Genomic DNA, 22459 nt, shown 5'->3' with positions numbered 1-22459 from the left:
ATAACAAAATCACTACACTAACGCCGTTCTCAACGGGGTGCCACGCTGCCGCGTGCGCTGAGAAAATACCCGTCGAACCTGATCCGGATAACGCCGGCGAAGGGATTTGAGGCTCCTTCTCAAGTCCTTTGCCACTCTTCTTTGAGGTGCAAAGTGTTAAATAAATATCTTCCCCTGCTGTTGCTCTGTACAGCACCAGCTTTCGCTAAACCCGTTCTGACTGTTTATACCTACGACTCCTTCGCCGCCGACTGGGGGCCAGGTCCGGTGGTGAAAAAAGCCTTTGAAGCCGACTGTAATTGCGAACTGAAACTGGTGGCGCTGGAAGATGGCGTTTCGCTTCTCAACCGTCTGCGGATGGAAGGCAAAAACAGTAAAGCCGATGTGGTGCTGGGGCTGGATAACAATCTGTTAGATGCCGCCAGCAAAACCGGGCTGTTTGCTAAAAGCGGTGTGGCAGCGGATGCCGTTAACGTTCCCGGCGGCTGGAATAATGACACTTTCGTCCCGTTTGATTACGGCTATTTCGCCTTCGTCTATGACAAGAACAAACTGAAAAATCCGCCGCAAAGCCTGAAAGAATTGGTTGAAAGCGATCAAAACTGGCGGGTGATTTATCAGGATCCGCGCACCAGCACGCCGGGGCTGGGTCTGCTGTTGTGGATGCAAAAAGTCTATGGCGATGACGCCCCACAAGCCTGGCAGAAACTGGCGAAGAAAACGGTCACGGTCACCAAAGGCTGGAGCGAAGCCTACGGCCTGTTTTTAAAAGGCGAAAGCGATCTGGTACTGAGTTACACCACTTCTCCGGCTTATCACATTCTCGAAGAGAAGAAAGATAACTACGCCGCCGCGAACTTCAGCGAAGGTCACTATTTGCAAGTGGAAGTCGCCGCCCGCACCGCTGCCAGTAAACAGCCGGAGCTGGCGCAAAAATTCCTCCAGTTTATGGTTTCTCCGGCTTTTCAGAATGCGATCCCAACCGGCAACTGGATGTATCCGGTGGCAAACGTCACGCTGCCTGCCGGTTTTGAAAAATTGACCAAACCGGCAACCACGCTGGAGTTCACGCCAGCCGAGGTGGCGGCACAACGTCAGGCATGGATTAGCGAATGGCAACGCGCCGTCAGCCGTTAATTCCCGGCTGGTTAATTCCAGGCGTAAGCGCCGCTACGCTTGTGGTGGCGGTTGCACTGGCGGCATTTCTCGCCCTGTGGTGGAACGCGCCGCAGGGTGACTGGATGGCAATCTGGCAGGACAGCTACCTGTGGCATGTGGTGCGCTTCTCCTTCTGGCAGGCGTTTCTCTCGGCGCTGCTCTCTGTCGTACCCGCGATATTCCTCGCCCGCGCGCTCTATCGCAGGCGCTTTCCGGGTCGGCTGGCGCTGTTGCGTCTGTGCGCAATGACCTTGATCCTCCCGGTGCTGGTTGCTGTTTTCGGCATTCTTAGCGTCTATGGTCGCCAGGGCTGGCTGGCATCACTCTGCCAATCGCTCGGTCTGGAGTGGACCTTTTCGCCCTACGGCCTGCAAGGTATTTTGCTGGCGCACGTATTTTTTAATCTGCCGATGGCGAGCCGCTTATTACTCCAGGCACTGGAAAACATTCCCGGCGAACAACGTCAGCTTGCCGCCCAGCTTGGGATGCGCGGCTGGCATTTTTTCCGCTTCGTCGAATGGCCGTGGTTACGGCGTCAAATCCCGCCGGTTGCCGCGCTTATCTTTATGCTCTGTTTCGCCAGCTTCGCCACCGTGCTATCGCTGGGCGGCGGTCCGCAGGCGACCACTATCGAGCTGGCAATCTATCAGGCGCTGAGTTACGACTACGATCCCGCCCGCGCGGCGATGCTGGCGCTGATCCAGATGGTGTGTTGCCTTGGGCTGGTGCTGTTGAGTCAGCGACTAAGTAAGGCCATTGCGCCCGGCACCACGCTGCTGCAAGGCTGGCGCGACCCGGACGATCGTCTGCATAGCCGCATTTGCGACACGGTGTTAATTGTGCTGGCGCTGTTGCTGTTGCTGCCACCGTTACTGGCGGTGATTGTCGATGGGGTAAATCGCCAGTTGCCGGAAGTGCTGGCGCAGCCGGTGCTGTGGCAGGCGCTGTGGACCTCGTTGCGTATTGCGCTGGCGGCAGGCGTATTATGCGTGGTGCTGACCATGATGCTGCTATGGAGCAGTCGCGAATTGCGGGCACGGCAAAAAATGCTGGCGGGTCAGGCGCTGGAGATGAGCGGAATGCTGATCCTCGCCATGCCGGGGATTGTGCTGGCAACGGGCTTCTTTTTACTGCTCAACAACACCATCGGCCTGCCACAATCTGCTTACGGCATCGTGATTTTCACCAATGCGTTAATGGCCATCCCTTATGCGCTGAAAGTGCTGGAAAACCCGATGCGCGATATCACTGCCCGCTATAGCATGCTTTGTCAGTCGCTGGGCATTGAAGGCTGGTCGCGCTTAAAAGTGGTGGAGCTGCGCGCCCTGAAACGTCCGCTGGCGCAGGCGCTGGCCTTTGCGTGTGTGCTGTCGATTGGTGATTTTGGCGTGGTGGCGTTGTTCGGTAACGATGATTTCCGCACCCTGCCGTTTTATCTCTACCAGCAAATTGGCTCCTATCGCAGCCAGGACGGCGCGGTGACCGCGTTAATTCTGCTGCTACTCTGTTTTCTGCTGTTTACTGTGATTGAAAAACTACCGGGGCGAAATGTTAAAACTGACTGATATCACCTGGCTTTATCACCATTTGCCGATGCGTTTTAGCTTAACGGTGGAACGCGGCGAGCAGGTGGCGATCCTCGGGCCAAGCGGCGCGGGTAAAAGTACCCTGCTGAATTTGATCGCCGGTTTTCTGACGCCAGCCAGCGGTTCGCTGACTATCGATGGTATTGATCACACCACTACGCCGCCGTCACGCCGTCCGGTATCGATGCTGTTTCAGGAGAACAACCTGTTCAGTCACCTGACGGTCGCGCAGAACATCGGGCTGGGGCTAAATCCGGGCTTGAAACTGAACGCGGCGCAGCAGGAGAAAATGCATGCTATCGCCCGCCAGATGGGGATTGATAATTTAATGGCGCGATTACCGGGCGAGCTTTCTGGCGGTCAGCGACAGCGCGTGGCGTTAGCGCGTTGTCTGGTGCGCGAACAGCCGATTTTATTGCTCGATGAACCGTTCTCTGCGCTCGATCCGGCGTTACGTCAGGAGATGCTGACGCTGGTGAGCACGAGCTGCCAGCAGCAAAAAATGACGCTATTGATGGTGTCGCACAGTGTGGAAGATGCGGCGCGGATCGCCACACGCTCGGTGGTGGTCGCTGACGGGCGCATCGCCTGGCAGGGTAAGACTGAAGAATTGTTGAGCGGTAAGGCGAGTGCTTCGGCAATATTGGGGATTACGGGTTAGTATGCACTGTCGGATGCGGCGTGAACGCCTTATCCGACCTACGGACAGTGCGTTTTGTAGGCCTGATAAGACGCGGCAAGCGTCGCATCAGGCAACCCGCACAGACTATCCCCTAAACCCCAACCACTTTCCGCAAAATATCGATATATACCGGCATCAACGGGTGGCGAATTAACACTACCAGCGCCACTACACCGACGGCAGAAATCAACGGTGTCAACCACAACAAATGACCGCGCGACAAATAATGACTTAAACGATCAGTTACCTTGCCGCTGCGCCATAACCGCCAACACAGCCAGCCGCCAACCCACAAAAACACCGCTGTTGCCAGCAGCAACCACTTAAATTCACCGCTCTGCATCCCGGCAGGAATATCAATCGCCGCGCCTGCCAGAATCCCCGGCAGGAAGTAAAACGGAGGCCATAACAGGCAGCCGATAATATTTGGCGTAATAAATTTCGCCACCGGGAGATCCAACATTCCCGCCACCATTGGCACCAGCGGACGCGTCGGGCCGACAAAACGACCGACCAGAATGGTAAACATGCTGTGTTGATGCAACGCATGTTCAGTTTTATCGAGTAATGCTTTGTTCTTCTTCAGAAATGACCAGCGATGCAACGGCTTTTTAAAACGCCAGCCCAGCCAGAAGGAGATCCAGTCGCCCAGCAGGCAACCGACGATCCCTGCCAGCCAGGCGTGCCAGAAACTTAACTCGCCACTGCCAATCAGCGCCCCCAGTCCCGCCATTAGCACCGTACCGGGTAAAATCAAACCGACCAGCGCCAGCGACTCCAGAAAGGCCACCAACACCACCGCCATCAATGAATACACGGTGGATTGGGTAATAAAGTGTTCCAGCAATGCTTGCATAATGTGCCTGTCAAATGGACGAAGCAGGGATTCTGCAAACCCTATGCTACTCCGTCAAGCCGTCAATTGTCTGATTCGTTACCAATTATGACAACTTGACGGCTACATCATTCACTTTTTCTTCACAACCGGCACGGAACTCGCTCGGACTGGCCCCGGTGCATTTTTTAAATACCCGCGAGAAATAGAGTTGATCGTCAAAGCCAACATTGCGACCGACAGTGGCGATAGGCATCCGTGTGGTGCTCAAAAGCAGCTTCGCCTGGCTGATGCGTTGGTCCTCGCGCCAGCTTAAGACGCTAATTCCTAACTGCTGGCGGAACAGATGTGACAGACGCGACGGCGACAGGCAAACATGCTGTGCGACGCTGGCGATATCAAAATTGCTGTCTGCCAGGTGATCGCTGATGTACTGACAAGCCTCGCGTACCCGATTATCCATCGGTGGATGGAGCGACTCGTTAATTGCTTCCATGCGCCGCAGTAACAATTGCTCAAGCAGATTTATCGCCAGCAGCTCCGAATAGCGCCCTTCCCCTTGCCCGGCGTTAATGATTTGCCCAAACAGGTCGCTGAAATGCGGCTGGTGCGCTTCATCCGGGCGAAAGAAACCGGTATTGGCAAATATCGACGGCCAGTTAAGCCATTCATGCCAGTAGGCGCGCGGACGAAAGTAAACCCACTGGTGATACCATTCGCGAGCCTCCGGATGACGACCGTAGTGATGAATCTCTCCTGGCGGGAACAGCAAAATATCACCCGGTCGGCAGACAAATTCTCGTCCCTGATTTTTCACCACCCCCTGGCCGCGTATGGTGAGATTGAGAATATAACCCTTCATTCCCAGTGGTCGGTCGATAAAAAAATCGAGATATCCGTTGGCCTCAATCGGCGTTAAACCCGCCACCAGATGGGCGTTAAACGAGTATCCCGGCAGCAGGGGATCATTTTGCGCTTCAGCCATACTTTTCATACTCCCGCCATTCAGAGAAGAAACCAATTGTCCATATTGCATTAGACATTGCCGTCACTGCGTCTTTTACTGGCTCTTCTCGCTAATCCAACCGGTAACCCCGCTTATTAAAAGCATTCTGTAACAAAGCGGGACCAAAGCCATGACAAAAACGCGTAACAAAAGTGTCTATAATCACGGCAGAAAAGTCCACATTGATTATTTGCACGGCGTCACACTTTGCTATGCCATAGCATTTTTATCCATAAGATTAGCGGATCCTACCTGACGCTTTTTTTCGCAACTCTCTACTGTTTCTCCATACCCGTTTTTTTGGATGGAGTGAAACGATGGCGATTGCAATTGGCCTCGATTTTGGCAGTGATTCTGTGCGAGCTTTGGCGGTGGACTGCGCCACCGGTGAAGAGATCGCCACCAGCGTAGAGTGGTATCCCCGTTGGCAGAAAGGGCAATTTTGTGATGCCCCAAATAACCAGTTCCGTCATCATCCGCGTGACTACATTGAGTCAATGGAAGCGGCGCTGAAAACCGTGCTGGCAGCGCTTAGTGCCGAACAGCGCGCAACCGTGGTCGGGATTGGCGTAGACACAACCGGCTCAACGCCCGCACCGATTGATGCCGACGGTAATGTACTGGCGCTGCGCCCGGAGTTTGCCGAAAACCCGAACGCGATGTTCGTATTGTGGAAAGACCACACCGCGGTTGAAGAAGCGGAAGAGATCACCCGTTTGTGTCACGCGCCGGGCAAAGTTGACTACTCCCGCTATATTGGCGGTATTTATTCCAGCGAATGGTTCTGGGCAAAAATACTGCATGTGACTCGCCAGGACAGCGCCGTGGCGCAATCTGCCGCATCGTGGATTGAGCTGTGCGACTGGGTGCCAGCTCTGCTTTCCGGTACCACGCGCCCGCAGGATATTCGTCGCGGACGTTGCAGCGCCGGGCATAAGTCGCTATGGCACGAAAGCTGGGGCGGCCTGCCGCCAGCCAGTTTCTTTGATGAGCTGGACCCAATCCTCAATCGCCATTTGCCTTCCCCGCTGTTCACTGACACCTGGACTGCCGATATTCCGGTGGGCACGTTATGCCCGGAATGGGCACAGCGTCTCGGCCTGCCTGAAAGCGTGGTGATTTCCGGCGGCGCGTTTGACTGCCATATGGGCGCAGTCGGCGCGGGCGCACAGCCTAACGCGTTAGTAAAAGTTATTGGTACTTCGACCTGCGACATTCTGATTGCCGACAAACAGAGCGTTGGTGAGCGGGCAGTGAAAGGTATTTGCGGTCAGGTTGATGGCAGCGTGGTGCCTGGATTTATCGGTCTGGAAGCAGGTCAGTCGGCGTTTGGTGATATCTACGCCTGGTTCGGTCGCGTACTCGGCTGGCCGCTGGAACAGCTTGCCGCCCAGCATCCGGAACTGAAAGAGCAAATCAACGCCAGCCAGAAACAACTGCTTCCGGCGCTGACCGAAGCATGGGCCAAAAATCCGTCTCTGGATCACCTGCCGGTGGTGCTCGACTGGTTTAACGGCCGCCGCACACCGAACGCTAACCAACGCCTGAAAGGGGTGATTACCGATCTGAACCTCGCTACCGACGCTCCGCTGCTGTTCGGCGGTTTGATTGCTGCCACCGCCTTTGGCGCACGCGCAATCATGGAGTGCTTTACCGATCAGGGGATCGCCGTTAATAACGTGATGGCGCTGGGCGGCATCGCGCGGAAAAACCAGGTCATTATGCAGGCCTGCTGCGACGTGCTGAATCGCCCGCTGCAAATTGTTGCCTCTGACCAGTGCTGTGCGCTCGGTGCGGCGATTTTCGCTGCCGTCGCCGCGAAAGTGCACGCAGACATCCCATCAGCCCAGCAAAAAATGGCCAGTGCGGTAGAGAAAACCCTGCAACCGCGCAGCGAACAGGCACAACGCTTTGAACAGCTTTATCGCCGCTATCAGCAATGGGCGATGAGCGCCGAACAACACTATCTTCCAACTTCCGCCCCGGCACAGGCTGCCCAGGCCGTTCCGACTCTATAAGGACACGACAATGACGATTTTTGATAATTATGAAGTGTGGTTTGTAATTGGCAGCCAGCATCTGTATGGCCCGGAAACCCTGCGTCAGGTCACCCAACATGCCGAGCACGTCGTTAATGCGCTGAATACGGAAGCGAAACTGCCCTGCAAACTGGTGCTGAAACCGCTGGGCACCACGCCGGATGAAATCACCGCTATTTGCCGCGACGCGAATTACGACGATCGTTGTGCAGGTCTGGTGGTATGGCTGCACACCTTCTCTCCAGCCAAAATGTGGATTAACGGCCTGACCATGCTCAACAAACCGTTGCTGCAATTCCACACCCAGTTCAACGCGGCGCTGCCGTGGGATAGCATCGATATGGACTTTATGAACCTGAACCAGACTGCACATGGCGGTCGCGAGTTCGGCTTTATTGGCGCGCGTATGCGTCAGCAACATGCTGTCGTTACCGGTCACTGGCAGGATAAACAGGCACATGAGCGTATCGGCTCATGGATGCGTCAGGCGGTCTCTAAACAGGATACCCGTCATCTGAAAGTTTGCCGCTTTGGCGATAACATGCGTGAAGTAGCGGTTACCGATGGCGATAAAGTTGCCGCACAAATCAAATTCGGTTTCTCCGTCAATACCTGGGCGGTTGGCGATCTGGTGCAGGTGGTGAACTCCATCAGCGATGGCGATGTTAACGCGCTGGTCGATGAGTACGAAAGCTGCTACACCATGACGCCTGCGACACAAATCCACGGCGAAAAACGGCAGAACGTGCTGGAAGCTGCGCGTATTGAGCTGGGGATGAAGCGTTTCCTGGAACAAGGTGGCTTCCATGCGTTCACCACCACCTTTGAAGATTTGCACGGTCTGAAGCAGCTTCCAGGCCTGGCCGTGCAGCGTCTGATGCAGCAGGGCTACGGCTTTGCGGGCGAAGGCGACTGGAAAACTGCCGCCCTGCTTCGCATCATGAAGGTGATGTCAACCGGTCTGCAGGGCGGCACCTCTTTTATGGAGGACTATACCTACCACTTCGAGAAAGGTAATGACCTGGTGCTCGGCTCCCACATGCTGGAAGTCTGCCCGTCGATCGCCGCAGAAGAGAAACCGATCCTCGACGTTCAGCACCTCGGTATTGGTGGTAAAGACGACCCGGCCCGCCTAATCTTCAACACCCAAACCGGTCCGGCCATTGTCGCCAGCCTGATTGATCTCGGCGATCGTTACCGTCTGCTGGTTAACTGCATCGACACGGTGAAAACGCCGCACACCCTGCCGAAACTGCCGGTGGCGAATGCGCTGTGGAAAGCGCAGCCGGATCTACCAACCGCTTCCGAAGCGTGGATCCTTGCTGGTGGCGCGCACCACACCGTCTTCAGCCATGCGTTGAACCTCAACGATATGCGCCAGTTTGCCGAGATGCACGACATTGAAATCACGGTGATTGATAACGACACCCGCCTGCCAGCGTTTAAAGATGCACTGCGCTGGAACGAAGTGTATTACGGATTTCGTCGCTAAGTAGCCGCATCAGGTATGTAACGCCTGATGCGACGCTGACGCGTCTTATCTGGCCTACACGTTCCGATTTTGTAGGCCGGATAAGCAAAGCGCATCCGGCACGAAGGAGTCAACATGTTAGAAGATCTCAAACGTCAGGTTTTAGAAGCCAACCTGGCGCTGCCAAAACACAACCTGGTCACGCTGACCTGGGGCAACGTCAGCGCCGTTGATCGCGAGCGCGGCGTCTTTGTAATCAAACCTTCCGGCGTCGATTACAGCATCATGACCGCTGACGATATGGTCGTGGTCAGCATCGAAACCGGTGAAGTGGTAGAAGGTACGAAAAAGCCCTCCTCCGACACGCCAACTCACCGGCTGCTCTATCAGGCATTCCCGTCCATTGGCGGCATTGTGCATACGCACTCGCGCCACGCCACCATCTGGGCGCAGGCGGGCCAGTCAATTCCGGCAACCGGCACCACCCACGCCGACTATTTCTACGGCACCATTCCCTGCACTCGCAAAATGACCGACGCAGAAATCAACGGCGAATATGAGTGGGAAACCGGTAACGTCATCGTTGAAACTTTCGAAAAACAGGGTATCGACGCAGCGCAAATGCCTGGCGTTCTGGTCCATTCTCACGGCCCGTTTGCATGGGGTAAAAACGCTGAAGACGCAGTGCATAACGCCATCGTGCTGGAAGAAGTCGCTTATATGGGGATTTTCTGCCGCCAGCTTGCTCCGCAGTTACCGGATATGCAGCAAACATTGCTGGATAAACACTATCTGCGTAAGCATGGTGCGAAGGCATATTACGGGCAGTAATGACTGTATAAAACCACAGCCAATCAAACGAAACCAGGCTATAATCAAGCCTGGTTTTTTATTGGAATTTAAGCGTGGCGCAGGCAGGTTTTATCTTAACCCGACACTGGCGGGACACCCCGCAAGGGACAGAGGTCTCCTTCTGGCTGGCGACGGACAACGGGCCGTTGCAGGTTACGCTTGCACCGCAAGAGTCCGTGGCGTTTATTCCCGCCGATCAGGTTCCCCGCGCCCAGCATATTTTGCAGGGTGAACAAGGCTTTCGCCTGACGCCGCTGGCGTTAAAGGATTTTCATCGCCAGCCGGTGTATGGCCTTTACTGTCGCGCCCATCGCCAGTTAATGAATTACGAAAAGCGCCTGCGTGAAGGTGGCGTTACCGTCTACGAGGCCGATGTGCGCCCGCCGGAACGCTATCTGATGGAGCGGTTTATCACCTCTCCGGTGTGGGTCGAGGGTGATGTGCGCAATGGCGCTATCGTTAATGCCCGTCTGAAACCGCATCCCGACTACCGCCCGCCGCTCAAGTGGGTTTCTATTGATATTGAAACCACCCGCCACGGTGAACTGTACTGCATCGGTCTGGAAGGCTGCGGGCAGCGCATCGTTTATATGCTGGGGCCGGAGAATGGCGATGTCTCCGCGCTTGATTTCGAACTGGAGTACGTCGCCAGTCGTCCGCAGCTGCTGGAAAAACTCAACGCCTGGTTTGCTAACCACGATCCTGATGTGATCATCGGCTGGAACGTGGTGCAGTTCGATCTGCGAATGCTGCAAAAACATGCCGAGCGCTACCGTATTCCACTGCGTCTGGGGCGCGATAACAGTGAGCTGGAGTGGCGCGAGCATGGCTTTAAAAACGGTGTGTTTTTTGCCCAGGCTAAAGGTCGGCTAATTATCGACGGTATCGAGGCGCTGAAATCTGCATTCTGGAATTTCTCTTCATTCTCGCTGGAAACCGTCGCTCAGGAGTTATTAGGCGAAGGAAAATCTATCGATAACCCGTGGGATCGGATGGACGAAATTGACCGCCGTTTCGCCGAAGATAAACCTGCCCTGGCGACTTATAACCTGAAAGATTGCGAGCTGGTGACGCAGATCTTCCACAAAACTGAAATCATGCCGTTTCTACTCGAACGGGCGACGGTGAACGGCCTCCCAGTAGATCGGCACGGGGGATCGGTGGCGGCGTTTGGTCATCTCTATTTTCCGCGAATGCATCGTGCTGGTTATGTCGCGCCTAACTTCGGTGAAGTGCCGCCGCACGCCAGCCCTGGCGGCTATGTGATGGATTCGCGGCCTGGGCTTTATGATTCGGTGCTGGTGCTGGACTATAAAAGCCTGTACCCGTCGATCATCCGCACCTTTCTGATTGATCCCGTCGGACTGGTAGAAGGTATGGCGCAGCCTGATCCAGAGCACAGTACCGAAGGATTTATCGATGCCTGGTTCTCGCGGGAGAAACATTGCCTGCCGGAGATTGTGACTAACATCTGGCACGGGCGCGATGAAGCCAAACGCCAGGGCAATAAGCCACTGTCGCAGGCGCTGAAGATCATCATGAATGTCTTTTATGGCGTGCTCGGGACTACCGCCTGTCGCTTCTTCGATCCCCGCCTGGCGTCGTCAATCACTATGCGTGGTCATCAGATCATGCGGCAAACCAAAGCGTTGATTGAAGCGCAGGGCTATGACGTAATCTACGGCGATACTGACTCAACGTTTGTCTGGCTGAAAGGCGCGCACTCCGAAGAAGAAGCGGCGAAAATCGGTCGTGCACTGGTGCAGCACGTTAACGCCTGGTGGGCAGAAACGTTGCAACAGCAACGGCTGACCAGCGCATTAGAACTGGAGTATGAAACCCATTTCTGCCGTTTTCTGATGCCAACCATTCGCGGAGCCGATACCGGCAGTAAAAAACGGTATGCCGGGCTGATTCAGGAGGGCGATAAGCAGCGGATGGTGTTTAAAGGGCTGGAAACCGTGCGCACCGACTGGACACCGCTGGCCCAGCAGTTTCAGCAGGAGCTATATCTACGTATCTTCCGCAACGAGCCATATCAGGAATACGTTCGCGAAACCATCGACAAACTGATGGCGGGTGAACTGGATGCGCGGCTGGTTTACCGTAAACGCCTTCGCCGTCCACTGAGCGAATACCAGCGTAATGTGCCGCCTCATGTACGCGCCGCACGTCTTGCGGATGAAGAAAACCAAAAGCGTGGTCGCCCCTTGCAATATCAGAACCGCGGCACCATTAAGTACGTCTGGACCACCAACGGCCCGGAGCCGCTGGACTACCAACGTTCACCGCTGGATTACGAACACTATCTGACCCGCCAGCTACAACCCGTGGCGGAGGGAATACTCCCTTTTATTGAGGATAATTTTGCTACACTTATGACCGGGCAACTTGGACTATTTTGAGCAAAAAAAGAGTTCGCCAGATACCATTTTGATGCGTGACGAATGCTTTGCCATCCAGTACCATAGCGCCCTTTCCATTCCTGGACCTGAATAACACCACTACCTCATAAGCACGGTAGCGGGTGGTTATTGCCTGCAATTAAAGATATAGAGCCGAACACATATGCCTTTTACACTTGGTCAACGCTGGATCAGCGATACAGAAAGCGAATTGGGACTTGGAACCGTTGTCGCGGTGGATGCGCGAACTGTCACTTTACTTTTCCCATCTACTGGTGAAAACCGTCTGTACGCACGCAGTGATTCCCCCGTGACCCGCGTGATGTTCAACCCTGGTGATACTATTACCAGCCACGACGGCTGGCAGATGCAAGTCGAAGAAGTAAAAGAAGAAAATGGCTTGCTGACCTATATCGGTACTCGCCTGGATACTGAAGAGTCCGGCGTAGCCCTGCGTGAAGTTTTCCTTGATAGCAAACTGGTGTTCAGCAAACCGCAGGACCGTCTGTTTGCCGGGCAGATTGACCGTATGGACCGCTTTGCGCTGCGTTATCGCGCACGTAAATATTCCAGCGAACAGTTCCGTATGCCGTACAGCGGCCTGCGCGGTCAGCGTACCAGTCTGATCCCGCATCAGCTCAACATCGCTCATGATGTTGGGCGCCGCCATGCGCCGCGCGTCCTGCTGGCTGACGAAGTGGGTTTAGGGAAAACCATTGAAGCCGGGATGATCCTGCATCAGCAGTTGCTCTCTGGCGCTGCTGAACGTGTACTGATTATCGTCCCGGAAACCTTACAGCATCAGTGGCTGGTAGAAATGCTGCGCCGTTTCAACCTGCGCTTTGCGCTGTTTGATGATGAGCGTTATGCCGAAGCTCAGCACGATGCTTACAACCCGTTCGACACCGAACAGCTGGTCATTTGCTCGCTGGATTTTGCCCGTCGTAGCAAACAGCGTCTGGAACATCTCTGTGAAGCCGAATGGGACCTGCTGGTGGTCGATGAAGCGCATCACCTGGTGTGGAGCGAAGATGCGCCGAGCCGTGAATATCAGGCCATTGAACAACTGGCAGAGCATGTGCCCGGCGTTCTGCTGCTGACTGCGACCCCGGAACAACTGGGGATGGAAAGCCACTTCGCCCGTCTGCGTCTGCTGGACCCGAACCGTTTCCACGATTTCGCGCAGTTCGTTGAAGAGCAGAAAAATTATCGTCCGGTAGCAGATGCCGTTGCCATGCTGCTGGCAGGTAACAAACTGAGCAATGATGAACTGAACATGCTTGGCGAGATGATCGGCGAGCAGGATATCGAGCCGTTGCTGCAGGCGGCAAACAGCGACAGCGAAGATGCCCAGAGCGCCCGTCAGGAACTGGTTTCGATGCTGATGGATCGCCACGGCACCAGCCGCGTGCTGTTCCGTAACACGCGTAACGGCGTTAAAGGCTTCCCGAAACGCGAGCTACACACTATTAAACTGCCGCTGCCGACGCAGTATCAGACGGCGATTAAAGTGTCCGGCATTATGGGCGCACGTAAAAGTGCGGAAGATCGCGCTCGCGATATGCTCTACCCGGAGCGTATTTATCAGGAATTTGAAGGCGATAACGCCACCTGGTGGAACTTCGATCCGCGCGTTGAGTGGCTGATGGGCTACCTGACCAGCCATCGCTCTCAGAAAGTGCTGGTGATCTGCGCTAAAGCCGCTACCGCGCTGCAACTGGAGCAGGTACTGCGTGAGCGTGAAGGTATCCGCGCCGCGGTGTTCCACGAAGGCATGTCGATTATTGAGCGTGACCGCGCTGCGGCATGGTTTGCCGAAGAAGACACCGGCGCGCAGGTGCTGCTGTGTTCGGAAATCGGTTCTGAAGGGCGTAACTTCCAGTTCGCCAGCCACATGGTAATGTTCGATCTGCCGTTCAACCCGGATCTGCTGGAGCAGCGTATTGGTCGTCTGGATCGTATCGGTCAGGCACACGATATTCAGATCCATGTGCCTTATCTGGAAAAAACCGCTCAGTCGGTACTGGTGCGCTGGTATCACGAAGGTCTGGATGCATTCGAGCACACCTGCCCGACCGGACGCACTATCTACGATAGCGTGTATAACGATCTGATTAACTACCTGGCCTCACCGGATCAAACCGAAGGCTTTGACGATCTGATCAAAAACTGCCGCGAGCAGCACGAGGCGTTGAAGGCACAGCTGGAACAGGGTCGTGACCGCCTGCTGGAGATCCACTCCAACGGTGGCGAAAAAGCCCAGGCACTGGCAGAAAGCATTGAAGAGCAGGATGACGATACCAATCTGATCGCCTTCGCCATGAACCTGTTCGATATTATCGGTATCAATCAGGACGATCGCGGCGACAACATGATCGTGCTGACGCCGTCCGATCATATGCTGGTGCCGGACTTCCCGGGCCTGTCGGAAGATGGCATCACCATCACCTTCGACCGTGAGGTAGCGCTGGCGCGTGAAGATGCGCAGTTTATTACCTGGGAGCATCCGCTGATCCGCAACGGTCTGGATCTGATCCTCTCTGGCGATACCGGTAGCAGCACGATTTCACTGTTGAAAAACAAAGCGTTGCCGGTAGGTACGCTGTTGGTGGAATTGATTTATGTCGTTGAAGCCCAGGCTCCGAAGCAGTTGCAGCTCAACCGCTTCCTGCCGCCGACGCCGGTACGTATGCTGCTGGATAAAAATGGCAACAACCTGGCGGCGCAGGTGGAGTTTGAAACCTTTAACCGTCAGCTTAACGCGGTTAACCGCCACACTGGCAGCAAGCTGGTTAATGCCGTGCAGCAAGATGTTCACGCTATCCTTCAGCTGGGTGAAGCGCAGATCGAGAAATCTGCCCGTGCATTGATTGATGCAGCACGTAACGAAGCCGACGAAAAACTGTCTGCCGAGCTGTCTCGTCTGGAAGCGCTGCGCGCAGTGAACCCGAACATTCGTGACGACGAACTGACCGCTATTGAGAGCAACCGTCAGCAGGTAATGGAAAGTCTGGATCAGGCAGGCTGGCGTCTGGATGCCCTGCGTTTGATCGTTGTGACGCATCAGTAACGGAGCCGAAAATGGGGATGGAAAACTACAATCCACCGCAGGAACCCTGGTTGGTTATCCTGTATCAGGATGACCATATTATGGTGGTCAACAAGCCGAGCGGTTTGTTGTCTGTGCCGGGTCGTCTGGAAGAGCACAAAGACAGCGTGATGACACGCATTCAGCGTGATTATCCGCAGGCGGAATCGGTGCATCGTCTGGATATGGCTACCAGTGGCGTGATTGTAGTGGCGCTGACCAAAGCCGCGGAGCGGGAGTTAAAACGCCAGTTCCGCGAGCGCGAGCCGAAAAAGCAGTATGTGGCCCGCGTCTGGGGGCATCCATCCCCTGCAGAAGGTCTGGTAGATCTGCCGCTGATTTGCGACTGGCCAAACCGCCCAAAACAGAAAGTCTGTTACGAAACGGGCAAGCCTGCGCAGACGGAATATGAAGTGGTGGAGTATGCAGCGGATAACACGGCAAGAGTGGTGTTAAAACCGATTACCGGGCGTTCGCATCAGCTGCGTGTGCATATGTTGGCGCTGGGTCATCCGATTCTCGGCGATCGTTTTTATGCATCACCAGAAGCGAGAGCTATGGCACCGCGTTTGTTACTACATGCAGAGATGCTGACGATTACCCATCCGGCGTATGGCAATAGTATGACGTTTAAAGCGCCAGCGGATTTTTAATAGTCTCGCTAGCGCGATTAGGTAGGCAGGAGAAGGCGTTCACGCCGCATCCGGCAATTTGTGCCGCCGGATGCGGCGCGGGCCGCGTCTTATCCGGCCTACAATTTGAAACTTATTTAAACCCTTTCTGCTGCTTTATCAGCTCATAGGCCTGCTGAATTTCCTGCGCTTTCTGCTTCGCCATCTCCATCATCTCAGGCGGCAAACCTTTCGCCACCAGCTTATCGGGATGGTGTTCACTCATCAGCTTACGGTAGGCACGTTTGATGGTGGTCGCATCATCCGTCGGCTTCACACCCAGCACATTACAGGCATCTTCCAGCGTCGGGCCACGCTGCGCTTGCTGCCAGTTACCACCGCCAGATTGCTGCTGATAACCGCCGCCAAACTGTGCACCGCCCTGCATCATGCGCAAAAACTGGTCAAACTGGGCACGGGAGATCCCTAATTCTTCAGCAATGACATACAGCACCGCCCGTTCATTCGGATGCAGCGAACCATCAGCAAACGCCGCCTGAATCTGGATCTCCAGAAACATACGAATTAAGTCAAAACGACCAAAGCAGACACTGCGAAACTGGCGCATCTTTTCGCGCAGTGGGTAATTGTCTGATTTTCCAACCCGGAACGCATTTTGCGCCGCAGTACGGGAAGCGCCATGAAGGTTCATTCGGTCCATCAACTGGCTGGCGATATGAATATCAGCCTCCGTGACGCGACCTTTGGATTTGGTTAAATGCCCCATCACTTCAAAAGTGGTGGCAAAAAACAGCGCCTGACGCTCACGCTGGTTGGCGAACCACGCCATTTTACGGCTACGGGCTTTATCAAACATATGGCCAATTAACAGGCCTAACACTACGCCCCAAAAGCCGCCGCCCATCAGTAAGGCCACGGCCACGCCAATGATTTTTCCCCAATACTGCATATATTCCCCAAATCGACACACGGATATCAGGGCTATCTCCCACAATATAAAGGTGCTTTTACCGTTTTCCGGCTGCGGTCAATTGTGGGACATCGCCTATAATTTGCATTATCATACCTGTCATTCAATGCCGTGCCTAACACCACTGACGCTATTCGGACAGGATTAACACTAGCGTAGAGATGACGAGTACGTTAGTCTCTGACCGTTTGTCACGCGCAACGTTACCGATGATGGAACAATAAAATCAACGTATGAAAAAACGTATCCCCACTCTCCTGGCCACCATGATTGCCACCGCCCTTTATAGTCAACAGGGACTGGCAGCCGACCTCGCCTCACAGTGCATGTTGGGCGTGCCAAGCTATGACCGTCCTCTGGTACAGGGCGATACCAATGACTTACCCGTGACTATCAATGCTGACCACGCGAAAGGGGACTACCCGGATGACGCCGTGTTTACTGGCAGCGTGGATATCATGCAGGGTAACAGCCGTCTGCAGGCCGACGAAGTGCAGCTCCATCAAAAAGAGGCACCAGGACAACCGGAGCCGGTACGTACCGTTGATGCGCTCGGTAATGTCCATTACGACGATAACCAGGTCATCCTCAAAGGGCCGAAAGGCTGGGCGAACCTGAACACCAAAGATACCAACGTCTGGGAAGGTGATTACCAGATGGTGGGTCGCCAGGGTCGCGGTAAAGCGGACCTGATGAAACAACGTGGTGAAAACCGCTATACCATTCTGGATAACGGTAGCTTTACCTCCTGTCTGCCGGGTTCCGACACCTGGAGCGTAGTAGGTAGCGAAATTATTCATGACCGCGAAGAACAAGTTGCGGAAATCTGGAACGCCCGCTTTAAGGTGGGTCCGGTACCGATCTTTTATAGCCCATATTTGCAGTTGCCGGTGGGTGACAAACGTCGCTCTGGTTTCTTGATCCCGAACGCCAAGTACACCACCACCAACTACTTTGAGTTCTACCTTCCATATTACTGGAACATCGCGCCAAATATGGATGCCACCATCACGCCGCATTATATGCATCGTCGTGGCAATATCATGTGGGAGAACGAATTCCGCTACCTCTCCCAGGCGGGCGCTGGCTTGATGGAACTGGACTATCTGCCTTCAGATAAAGTCTATGAAGATGAACACCCGAACGATGACAGTTCACGTCGTTGGTTGTTCTACTGGCAACACTCCGGGGTTATGGATCAGGTGTGGCGTTTCAACGTCGACTACACCAAGGTGAGCGATCCTAGCTACTTCAATGATTTTGATAACAAGTACGGTTCCAGTACTGACGGCTACGCAACGCAAAAATTCAGCGTTGGCTATGCGGTGCAAAACTTCAATGCCACCGTTTCAACCAAGCAGTTCCAGGTCTTCAGCGAACAGAACACCAGTAGCTACTCGGCAGAACCGCAGTTAGACGTTAACTACTACCAGAATGATGTTGGTCCGTTTGATACACGCATTTACGGCCAGGCAGTACACTTTGTTAACACCAGAGACGACATGCCTGAAGCAACCCGTGTTCACCTGGAACCGACCATCAATTTGCCGCTCTCTAATAACTGGGGCAGCATCAATACCGAAGCGAAGTTGCTGGCAACCCATTATCAGCAAACTAATCTTGACTGGTATAACTCCAGAAACACAACCAAGCTGGACGAATCCGTTAACCGCGTAATGCCGCAATTCAAAGTTGACGGCAAAATGGTCTTTGAACGCGATATGGAAATGCTGGCACCGGGTTATACCCAAACGCTGGAACCGCGCGCGCAGTATTTATACGTGCCGTATCGCGATCAGAGCGACATCTATAACTACGACTCGTCTCTGCTGCAATCTGACTATTCTGGTCTGTTCCGGGACCGGACTTACGGCGGTCTTGACCGTATTGCCTCCGCTAACCAGGTGACGACCGGTGTCACATCTCGCATATATGATGATGCTGCCGTTGAACGTTTTAATATTTCCGTTGGTCAAATCTACTATTTCACGGAGTCTCGCACTGGCGATGACAACATAACATGGGAGAATGACGACAAAACGGGCTCACTGGTATGGGCAGGCGATACCTACTGGCGTATCTCCGAGCGCTGGGGGTTGCGTGGCGGGATTCAGTACGACACGCGCCTGGATAACGTAGCCACCAGTAACTCTAGCATTGAATACCGTCGGGATGAAGACCGTCTGGTGCAGTTGAACTACCGTTACGCCAGCCCGGAATATATTCAGGCTACGCTGCCTAAGTACTATTCCACGGCAGAGCAGTATAAGAATGGTATTTCGCAGGTAGGTGCCGTCGCCAGCTGGCCAATTGCCGATCGTTGGTCAATTGTCGGGGCCTACTACTACGACACCAATGCGAACAAGCAAGCCGACTCTATGTTAGGTGTGCAATATAGCTCCTGCTGCTATGCGATTCGCGTCGGTTACGAGCGGAAGCTGAACGGTTGGGATAACGATAAACAACATGCGGTATATGACAACGCAATCGGCTTTAACATCGAACTTCGCGGCCTGAGCTCCAACTATGGTCTGGGTACGCAAGAGATGCTGCGTTCGAACATTCTGCCGTATCAAAACACTTTGTGATTTGTTGATTTACCACGTAATCCGCAGTGCGGTTAATTGAAATGGAAAAAGTATGAAGAACTGGAAAACGCTGCTTCTCGGTATCGCCATGATCGCGAATACCAGTTTCGCTGCCCCCCAGGTAGTCGATAAAGTCGCAGCCGTCGTCAATAACGGCGTCGTGCTGGAAAGCGACGTTGATGGATTAATGCAGTCGGTAAAACTAAACGCTGCCCAGGCAAGGCAGCAACTTCCTGATGACGCGACGCTGCGCCACCAAATCATGGAACGTTTGATCATGGATCAAATCATCCTGCAGATGGGGCAGAAAATGGGAGTGAAAATCTCCGATGAGCAGCTCGATCAGGCGATTGCTAACATCGCGAAGCAAAACAACATGACGCTGGATCAGATGCGCAGCCGTCTGGCTTACGATGGGCTGAACTACAACACCTATCGTAACCAGATCCGCAAAGAGATGATTATCTCTGAAGTGCGTAACAACGAAGTGCGTCGTCGCATCACTATCCTGCCGCAGGAAGTTGAATCCCTGGCGCAGCAGGTGGGTAACCAAAACGATGCCAGCACTGAGCTGAACCTGAGCCACATCCTGATTCCGCTGCCAGAAAACCCGACCTCTGATCAGGTGAACGAAGCGGAAAGCCAGGCGCGTGCCATTGTCGATCAGGCGCGTAATGGCGCTGATTTCGGTAAACTGGCGATTGCTCACTCTGCCGACCAGCAGGCGCTGAACGGCGGCCAGATGGGCTGGGGTCGCATTCAGGAGCTGCCGGGGATCTTCGCCCAGGCATTAAGCACCGCGAAGAAAGGCGACATTGTTGGCCCGATTCGTTCCGGCGTTGGCTTCCATATTCTGAAAGTTAACGACCTGCGCGGTGAAAGCAAAAACATCTCGGTGACCGAAGTTCATGCTCGCCATATTCTGCTGAAACCGTCGCCGATCATGACCGACGAACAGGCCCGCGTGAAACTGGAGCAAATTGCTGCCGATATCAAGAGTGGTAAAACGACTTTTGCCGCTGCAGCGAAAGAGTTTTCTCAGGATCCAGGCTCTGCTAACCAGGGCGGCGATCTCGGCTGGGCTACACCAGATATTTTCGATCCAGCCTTCCGTGATGCGCTGACCCGCCTGAACAAAGGTCAAATGAGTGTACCGGTTCACTCTTCATTCGGCTGGCATTTAATCGAGCTGCTGGATACCCGTAATGTCGATAAAACCGACGCTGCGCAGAAAGATCGTGCGTACCGCATGCTGATGAACCGTAAGTTCTCGGAAGAAGCAGCAAGCTGGATGCAGGAACAACGTGCCAGCGCCTACGTTAAAATCCTGAGCAACTAATGGTTAAAACCCAACGTGTTGTGATCACTCCCGGCGAACCCGCCGGGATTGGCCCGGACTTAGTTGTCCAGCTTGCACAGCGTGAGTGGCCGGTCGAACTGGTTGTTTGTGCCGATGCCACTCTTCTTACCGACCGGGCAGCGATGCTCGGTTTGCCGCTCACCCTCCGCCCTTATACCCCCAACTCCCCTGCACAACCGCAAACTGCGGGCACATTAACGCTACTTCCTGTCGCGCTACGTGAATCTGTCACTGCGGGGCAGTTAGCGGTTGAAAATGGGCATTATGTGGTGGAGACGCTGGCGCGAGCGTGTGATGGCTGTCTGAACGGTGAATTTGCTGCGCTGATCACAGGCCCCGTGCATAAAGGCGTCATTAACGACGCTGGCATTCCATTTACCGGTCATACCGAGTTTTTCGAAGAGCGCTCGCAGGCAAAAAAAGTGGTGATGATGCTGGCAACCGAAGAACTTCGCGTGGCGCTGGCAACGACGCATTTACCGCTGCGCGATATTGCGGACGCCATCACCCCTGCGCTTTTGCACGAAGTCATTGCTATTTTGCATCACGATTTGCGGACCAAATTTGGTATTGCCGAACCGCGCATTCTGGTCTGCGGGCTGAATCCGCACGCGGGCGAAGGCGGTCATATGGGTACGGAAGAGATAGACACTATCATTCCGGTGCTCGACGAGTTACGGGGGCAGGGGATGAAACTTAACGGGCCGCTGCCTGCCGATACCCTGTTTCAGCCGAAATATCTCGATAACGCCGACGCCGTGCTGGCGATGTACCACGATCAGGGTCTTCCCGTGCTAAAATACCAGGGCTTCGGGCGCGGTGTGAACATTACGCTGGGCCTGCCCTTTATTCGCACATCAGTGGACCACGGCACCGCGCTTGAACTGGCGGGACGTGGCAAAGCCGATGTCGGCAGTTTTATTACGGCGCTTAATCTCGCCATCAAAATGATTGTTAACACCCAATGAATAATCGAGTCCACCAGGGCCACTTAGCCCGTAAACGCTTCGGGCAAAACTTTCTTAACGATCAGTTCGTGATCGACAGCATTGTTTCTGCCATTAACCCGCAGAAGGGCCAGGCGATGGTCGAAATCGGCCCCGGTCTGGCGGCATTGACCGAACCGGTCGGCGAACGCCTGGACCAGCTGACGGTCATCGAACTTGACCGCGATCTGGCGGCACGTCTGCAAACGCATCCATTCTTAGGCCCGAAACTGACTATTTATCAGCAGGATGCGATGACCTTTAACTTTGGCGAACTGGCTACGAAAATGGGACAGCCGCTGCGTGTTTTCGGCAACCTGCCTTATAACATCTCCACGCCGTTGATGTTCCATCTGTTTAGCTATACTGATGCCATTGCCGACATGCACTTTATGTTGCAAAAAGAGGTGGTGAATCGTCTGGTTGCAGGACCGAACAGCAAGGCGTATGGTCGATTAAGCGTCATGGCGCAATACTATTGCAACGTGATCCCGGTGCTGGAAGTTCCGCCGTCAGCCTTTACACCACCACCCAAAGTGGATTCCGCCGTCGTGCGCCTGGTTCCTCATGCAACGATGCCTCACCCGGTCAAAGATGTTCGCGTGTTGAGCCGCATCACCACCGAAGCCTTTAACCAGCGTCGTAAAACCATTCGTAACAGCCTCGGCAACCTGTTTAGCGTCGAGGTGTTAACGGGAATGGGGATCGACCCGGCGATGCGAGCGGAAAATATCTCTGTCGCGCAATATTGCCAGATGGCGAACTATCTGGCGGAGAACGCGCCTTTGCAGGAGAGTTAAC

At 54.4% G+C, this 22459-nt stretch carries 16 protein-coding genes and 1 riboswitch; of the genes, 13 read left to right on the top strand and 3 right to left on the bottom strand.

What is annotated here, in order from left to right; all coding sequences use genetic code 11:
• Nucleotides 1-23: 23 nt before the first annotated feature.
• A riboswitch (TPP riboswitch) is annotated at nt 24-123 on the top strand.
• Nucleotides 124-153: 30 nt separating this feature from the next.
• The 3 genes from thiB to thiQ are packed head-to-tail and all read left to right on the top strand — an operon-like array spanning nt 154 to nt 3405.
• Nucleotides 154-1137 (top strand): thiamine ABC transporter substrate binding subunit, encoded by a 984-nt coding sequence (gene thiB / locus QUF14_RS00365; protein ID WP_024212240.1) that lies wholly within the window; start codon nt 154-156, stop codon nt 1135-1137.
• The gene (gene thiP, locus QUF14_RS00360; protein WP_000235660.1) at nt 1113-2723 is read left to right on the top strand and encodes a thiamine/thiamine pyrophosphate ABC transporter permease ThiP; all 1611 of its coding nucleotides are present in this window, start codon (nt 1113-1115) and stop codon (nt 2721-2723) included. Before thiB ends, thiP begins: the two co-directional genes overlap by 25 nt.
• Nucleotides 2707-3405, top strand: coding sequence for a thiamine ABC transporter ATP-binding protein ThiQ (thiQ, locus tag QUF14_RS00355; RefSeq protein WP_000916276.1), 699 nt, complete (start codon nt 2707-2709; stop codon nt 3403-3405). Before thiP ends, thiQ begins: the two co-directional genes overlap by 17 nt.
• 112 nt (nt 3406-3517) lie before the next feature.
• On the opposite strand, the gene QUF14_RS00350 is transcribed toward thiQ, so the two are convergent.
• Nucleotides 3518-4282: a DedA family protein gene (locus QUF14_RS00350; RefSeq protein ID WP_001148409.1), complete on the bottom strand. Its 765-nt coding sequence runs from the start codon at nt 4280-4282 to the stop codon at nt 3518-3520.
• A gap of 85 nt (nt 4283-4367) precedes the next feature.
• Nucleotides 4368-5246, bottom strand: coding sequence for an arabinose operon transcriptional regulator AraC (gene araC, locus QUF14_RS00345; protein WP_001300811.1), 879 nt, complete (start codon nt 5244-5246; stop codon nt 4368-4370).
• 338 nt (nt 5247-5584) lie between these two features.
• Between araC and araB the strand changes: the two genes are divergently transcribed.
• The 6 genes from araB (at nt 5585) to rluA (ending at nt 15775) form a co-directional block, all read left to right on the top strand.
• Entirely contained in the window at nt 5585-7285 is a 1701-nt protein-coding gene (araB, locus tag QUF14_RS00340) for a ribulokinase (protein WP_000951834.1), read from the top strand.
• Between the two features lie 10 nt (nt 7286-7295).
• Nucleotides 7296-8798 carry an L-arabinose isomerase gene (gene araA, locus QUF14_RS00335; protein WP_000151727.1) on the top strand — a complete coding sequence of 501 codons (1503 nt, stop codon included), beginning with the start codon at nt 7296-7298 and terminating at the stop codon, nt 8796-8798.
• Between the two features lie 114 nt (nt 8799-8912).
• Nucleotides 8913-9608: an L-ribulose-5-phosphate 4-epimerase gene (araD, locus tag QUF14_RS00330; protein ID WP_000888658.1), complete on the top strand. Its 696-nt coding sequence runs from the start codon at nt 8913-8915 to the stop codon at nt 9606-9608.
• A 74-nt stretch (nt 9609-9682) separates the two neighbouring features.
• Entirely contained in the window at nt 9683-12034 is a 2352-nt protein-coding gene (gene polB, locus QUF14_RS00325) for a DNA polymerase II (RefSeq protein ID WP_100733641.1), read from the top strand.
• Between the two features lie 163 nt (nt 12035-12197).
• A complete protein-coding gene (gene rapA, locus QUF14_RS00320) occupies nt 12198-15104 on the top strand; it encodes an RNA polymerase-associated protein RapA (RefSeq protein WP_001117011.1) in 2907 nt (968 codons plus the stop codon).
• 11 nt (nt 15105-15115) lie between these two features.
• Nucleotides 15116-15775 (top strand): bifunctional tRNA pseudouridine(32) synthase/23S rRNA pseudouridine(746) synthase RluA, encoded by a 660-nt coding sequence (rluA, locus tag QUF14_RS00315; RefSeq protein WP_000525176.1) that lies wholly within the window; start codon nt 15116-15118, stop codon nt 15773-15775.
• 112 nt (nt 15776-15887) lie between these two features.
• Here the strand turns inward: rluA and djlA are convergent, their stop codons facing one another.
• Nucleotides 15888-16703 (bottom strand): co-chaperone DjlA, encoded by an 816-nt coding sequence (gene djlA, locus QUF14_RS00310; protein ID WP_001200573.1) that lies wholly within the window; start codon nt 16701-16703, stop codon nt 15888-15890.
• Between the two features lie 254 nt (nt 16704-16957).
• Here djlA and lptD point away from each other — a divergent pair, with 254 nt between their 5' ends.
• From lptD to rsmA, 4 genes are read left to right on the top strand one after another with little or no spacing between them, the layout of a single operon-like run.
• Nucleotides 16958-19312, top strand: a complete 2355-nt coding sequence (lptD, locus tag QUF14_RS00305) for an LPS assembly protein LptD (protein ID WP_000746156.1) — start codon at nt 16958-16960, stop codon at nt 19310-19312.
• A gap of 52 nt (nt 19313-19364) precedes the next feature.
• Complete coding sequence (gene surA / locus QUF14_RS00300; RefSeq protein WP_000800459.1) at nt 19365-20651, top strand: peptidylprolyl isomerase SurA; 1287 nt, start codon at nt 19365-19367, stop codon at nt 20649-20651.
• A complete protein-coding gene (gene pdxA, locus QUF14_RS00295; RefSeq protein ID WP_000241268.1) occupies nt 20651-21640 on the top strand; it encodes a 4-hydroxythreonine-4-phosphate dehydrogenase PdxA in 990 nt (329 codons plus the stop codon). The genes surA and pdxA overlap by 1 nt, the downstream gene beginning before the upstream one ends.
• Complete coding sequence (gene rsmA, locus QUF14_RS00290; protein WP_001065391.1) at nt 21637-22458, top strand: 16S rRNA (adenine(1518)-N(6)/adenine(1519)-N(6))-dimethyltransferase RsmA; 822 nt, start codon at nt 21637-21639, stop codon at nt 22456-22458. The genes pdxA and rsmA overlap by 4 nt, the downstream gene beginning before the upstream one ends.
• Nucleotide 22459 lies beyond the last annotated feature (1 nt).

The organism is Escherichia sp. HH091_1A (genome assembly GCF_030295175.1).
Taxonomy (GTDB): domain Bacteria; phylum Pseudomonadota; class Gammaproteobacteria; order Enterobacterales; family Enterobacteriaceae; genus Escherichia; species Escherichia coli_F.
The sequence above is the reverse complement of the archived record's forward strand: the minus strand, read 5'-3'. Positions and strand labels throughout refer to the sequence as shown.

Coding starts and splice junctions, on each gene's coding strand:
- lptD (WP_000746156.1), top strand. CDS start 16,958: ATGAAAAAACGTATCCCCACTCTCCTGGCCACCATGATTGCCACCGCC.
- djlA (WP_001200573.1), bottom strand. CDS start 16,703: ATGCAGTATTGGGGAAAAATCATTGGCGTGGCCGTGGCCTTACTGATG.
- pdxA (WP_000241268.1), top strand. CDS start 20,651: ATGGTTAAAACCCAACGTGTTGTGATCACTCCCGGCGAACCCGCCGGG.
- araD (WP_000888658.1), top strand. CDS start 8,913: ATGTTAGAAGATCTCAAACGTCAGGTTTTAGAAGCCAACCTGGCGCTG.
- araA (WP_000151727.1), top strand. CDS start 7,296: ATGACGATTTTTGATAATTATGAAGTGTGGTTTGTAATTGGCAGCCAG.
- thiQ (WP_000916276.1), top strand. CDS start 2,707: ATGTTAAAACTGACTGATATCACCTGGCTTTATCACCATTTGCCGATG.
- araB (WP_000951834.1), top strand. CDS start 5,585: ATGGCGATTGCAATTGGCCTCGATTTTGGCAGTGATTCTGTGCGAGCT.
- rluA (WP_000525176.1), top strand. CDS start 15,116: ATGGGGATGGAAAACTACAATCCACCGCAGGAACCCTGGTTGGTTATC.
- QUF14_RS00350 (WP_001148409.1), bottom strand. CDS start 4,282: ATGCAAGCATTGCTGGAACACTTTATTACCCAATCCACCGTGTATTCA.
- araC (WP_001300811.1), bottom strand. CDS start 5,246: ATGGCTGAAGCGCAAAATGATCCCCTGCTGCCGGGATACTCGTTTAAC.
- rsmA (WP_001065391.1), top strand. CDS start 21,637: ATGAATAATCGAGTCCACCAGGGCCACTTAGCCCGTAAACGCTTCGGG.
- surA (WP_000800459.1), top strand. CDS start 19,365: ATGAAGAACTGGAAAACGCTGCTTCTCGGTATCGCCATGATCGCGAAT.
- rapA (WP_001117011.1), top strand. CDS start 12,198: ATGCCTTTTACACTTGGTCAACGCTGGATCAGCGATACAGAAAGCGAA.
- thiP (WP_000235660.1), top strand. CDS start 1,113: ATGGCAACGCGCCGTCAGCCGTTAATTCCCGGCTGGTTAATTCCAGGC.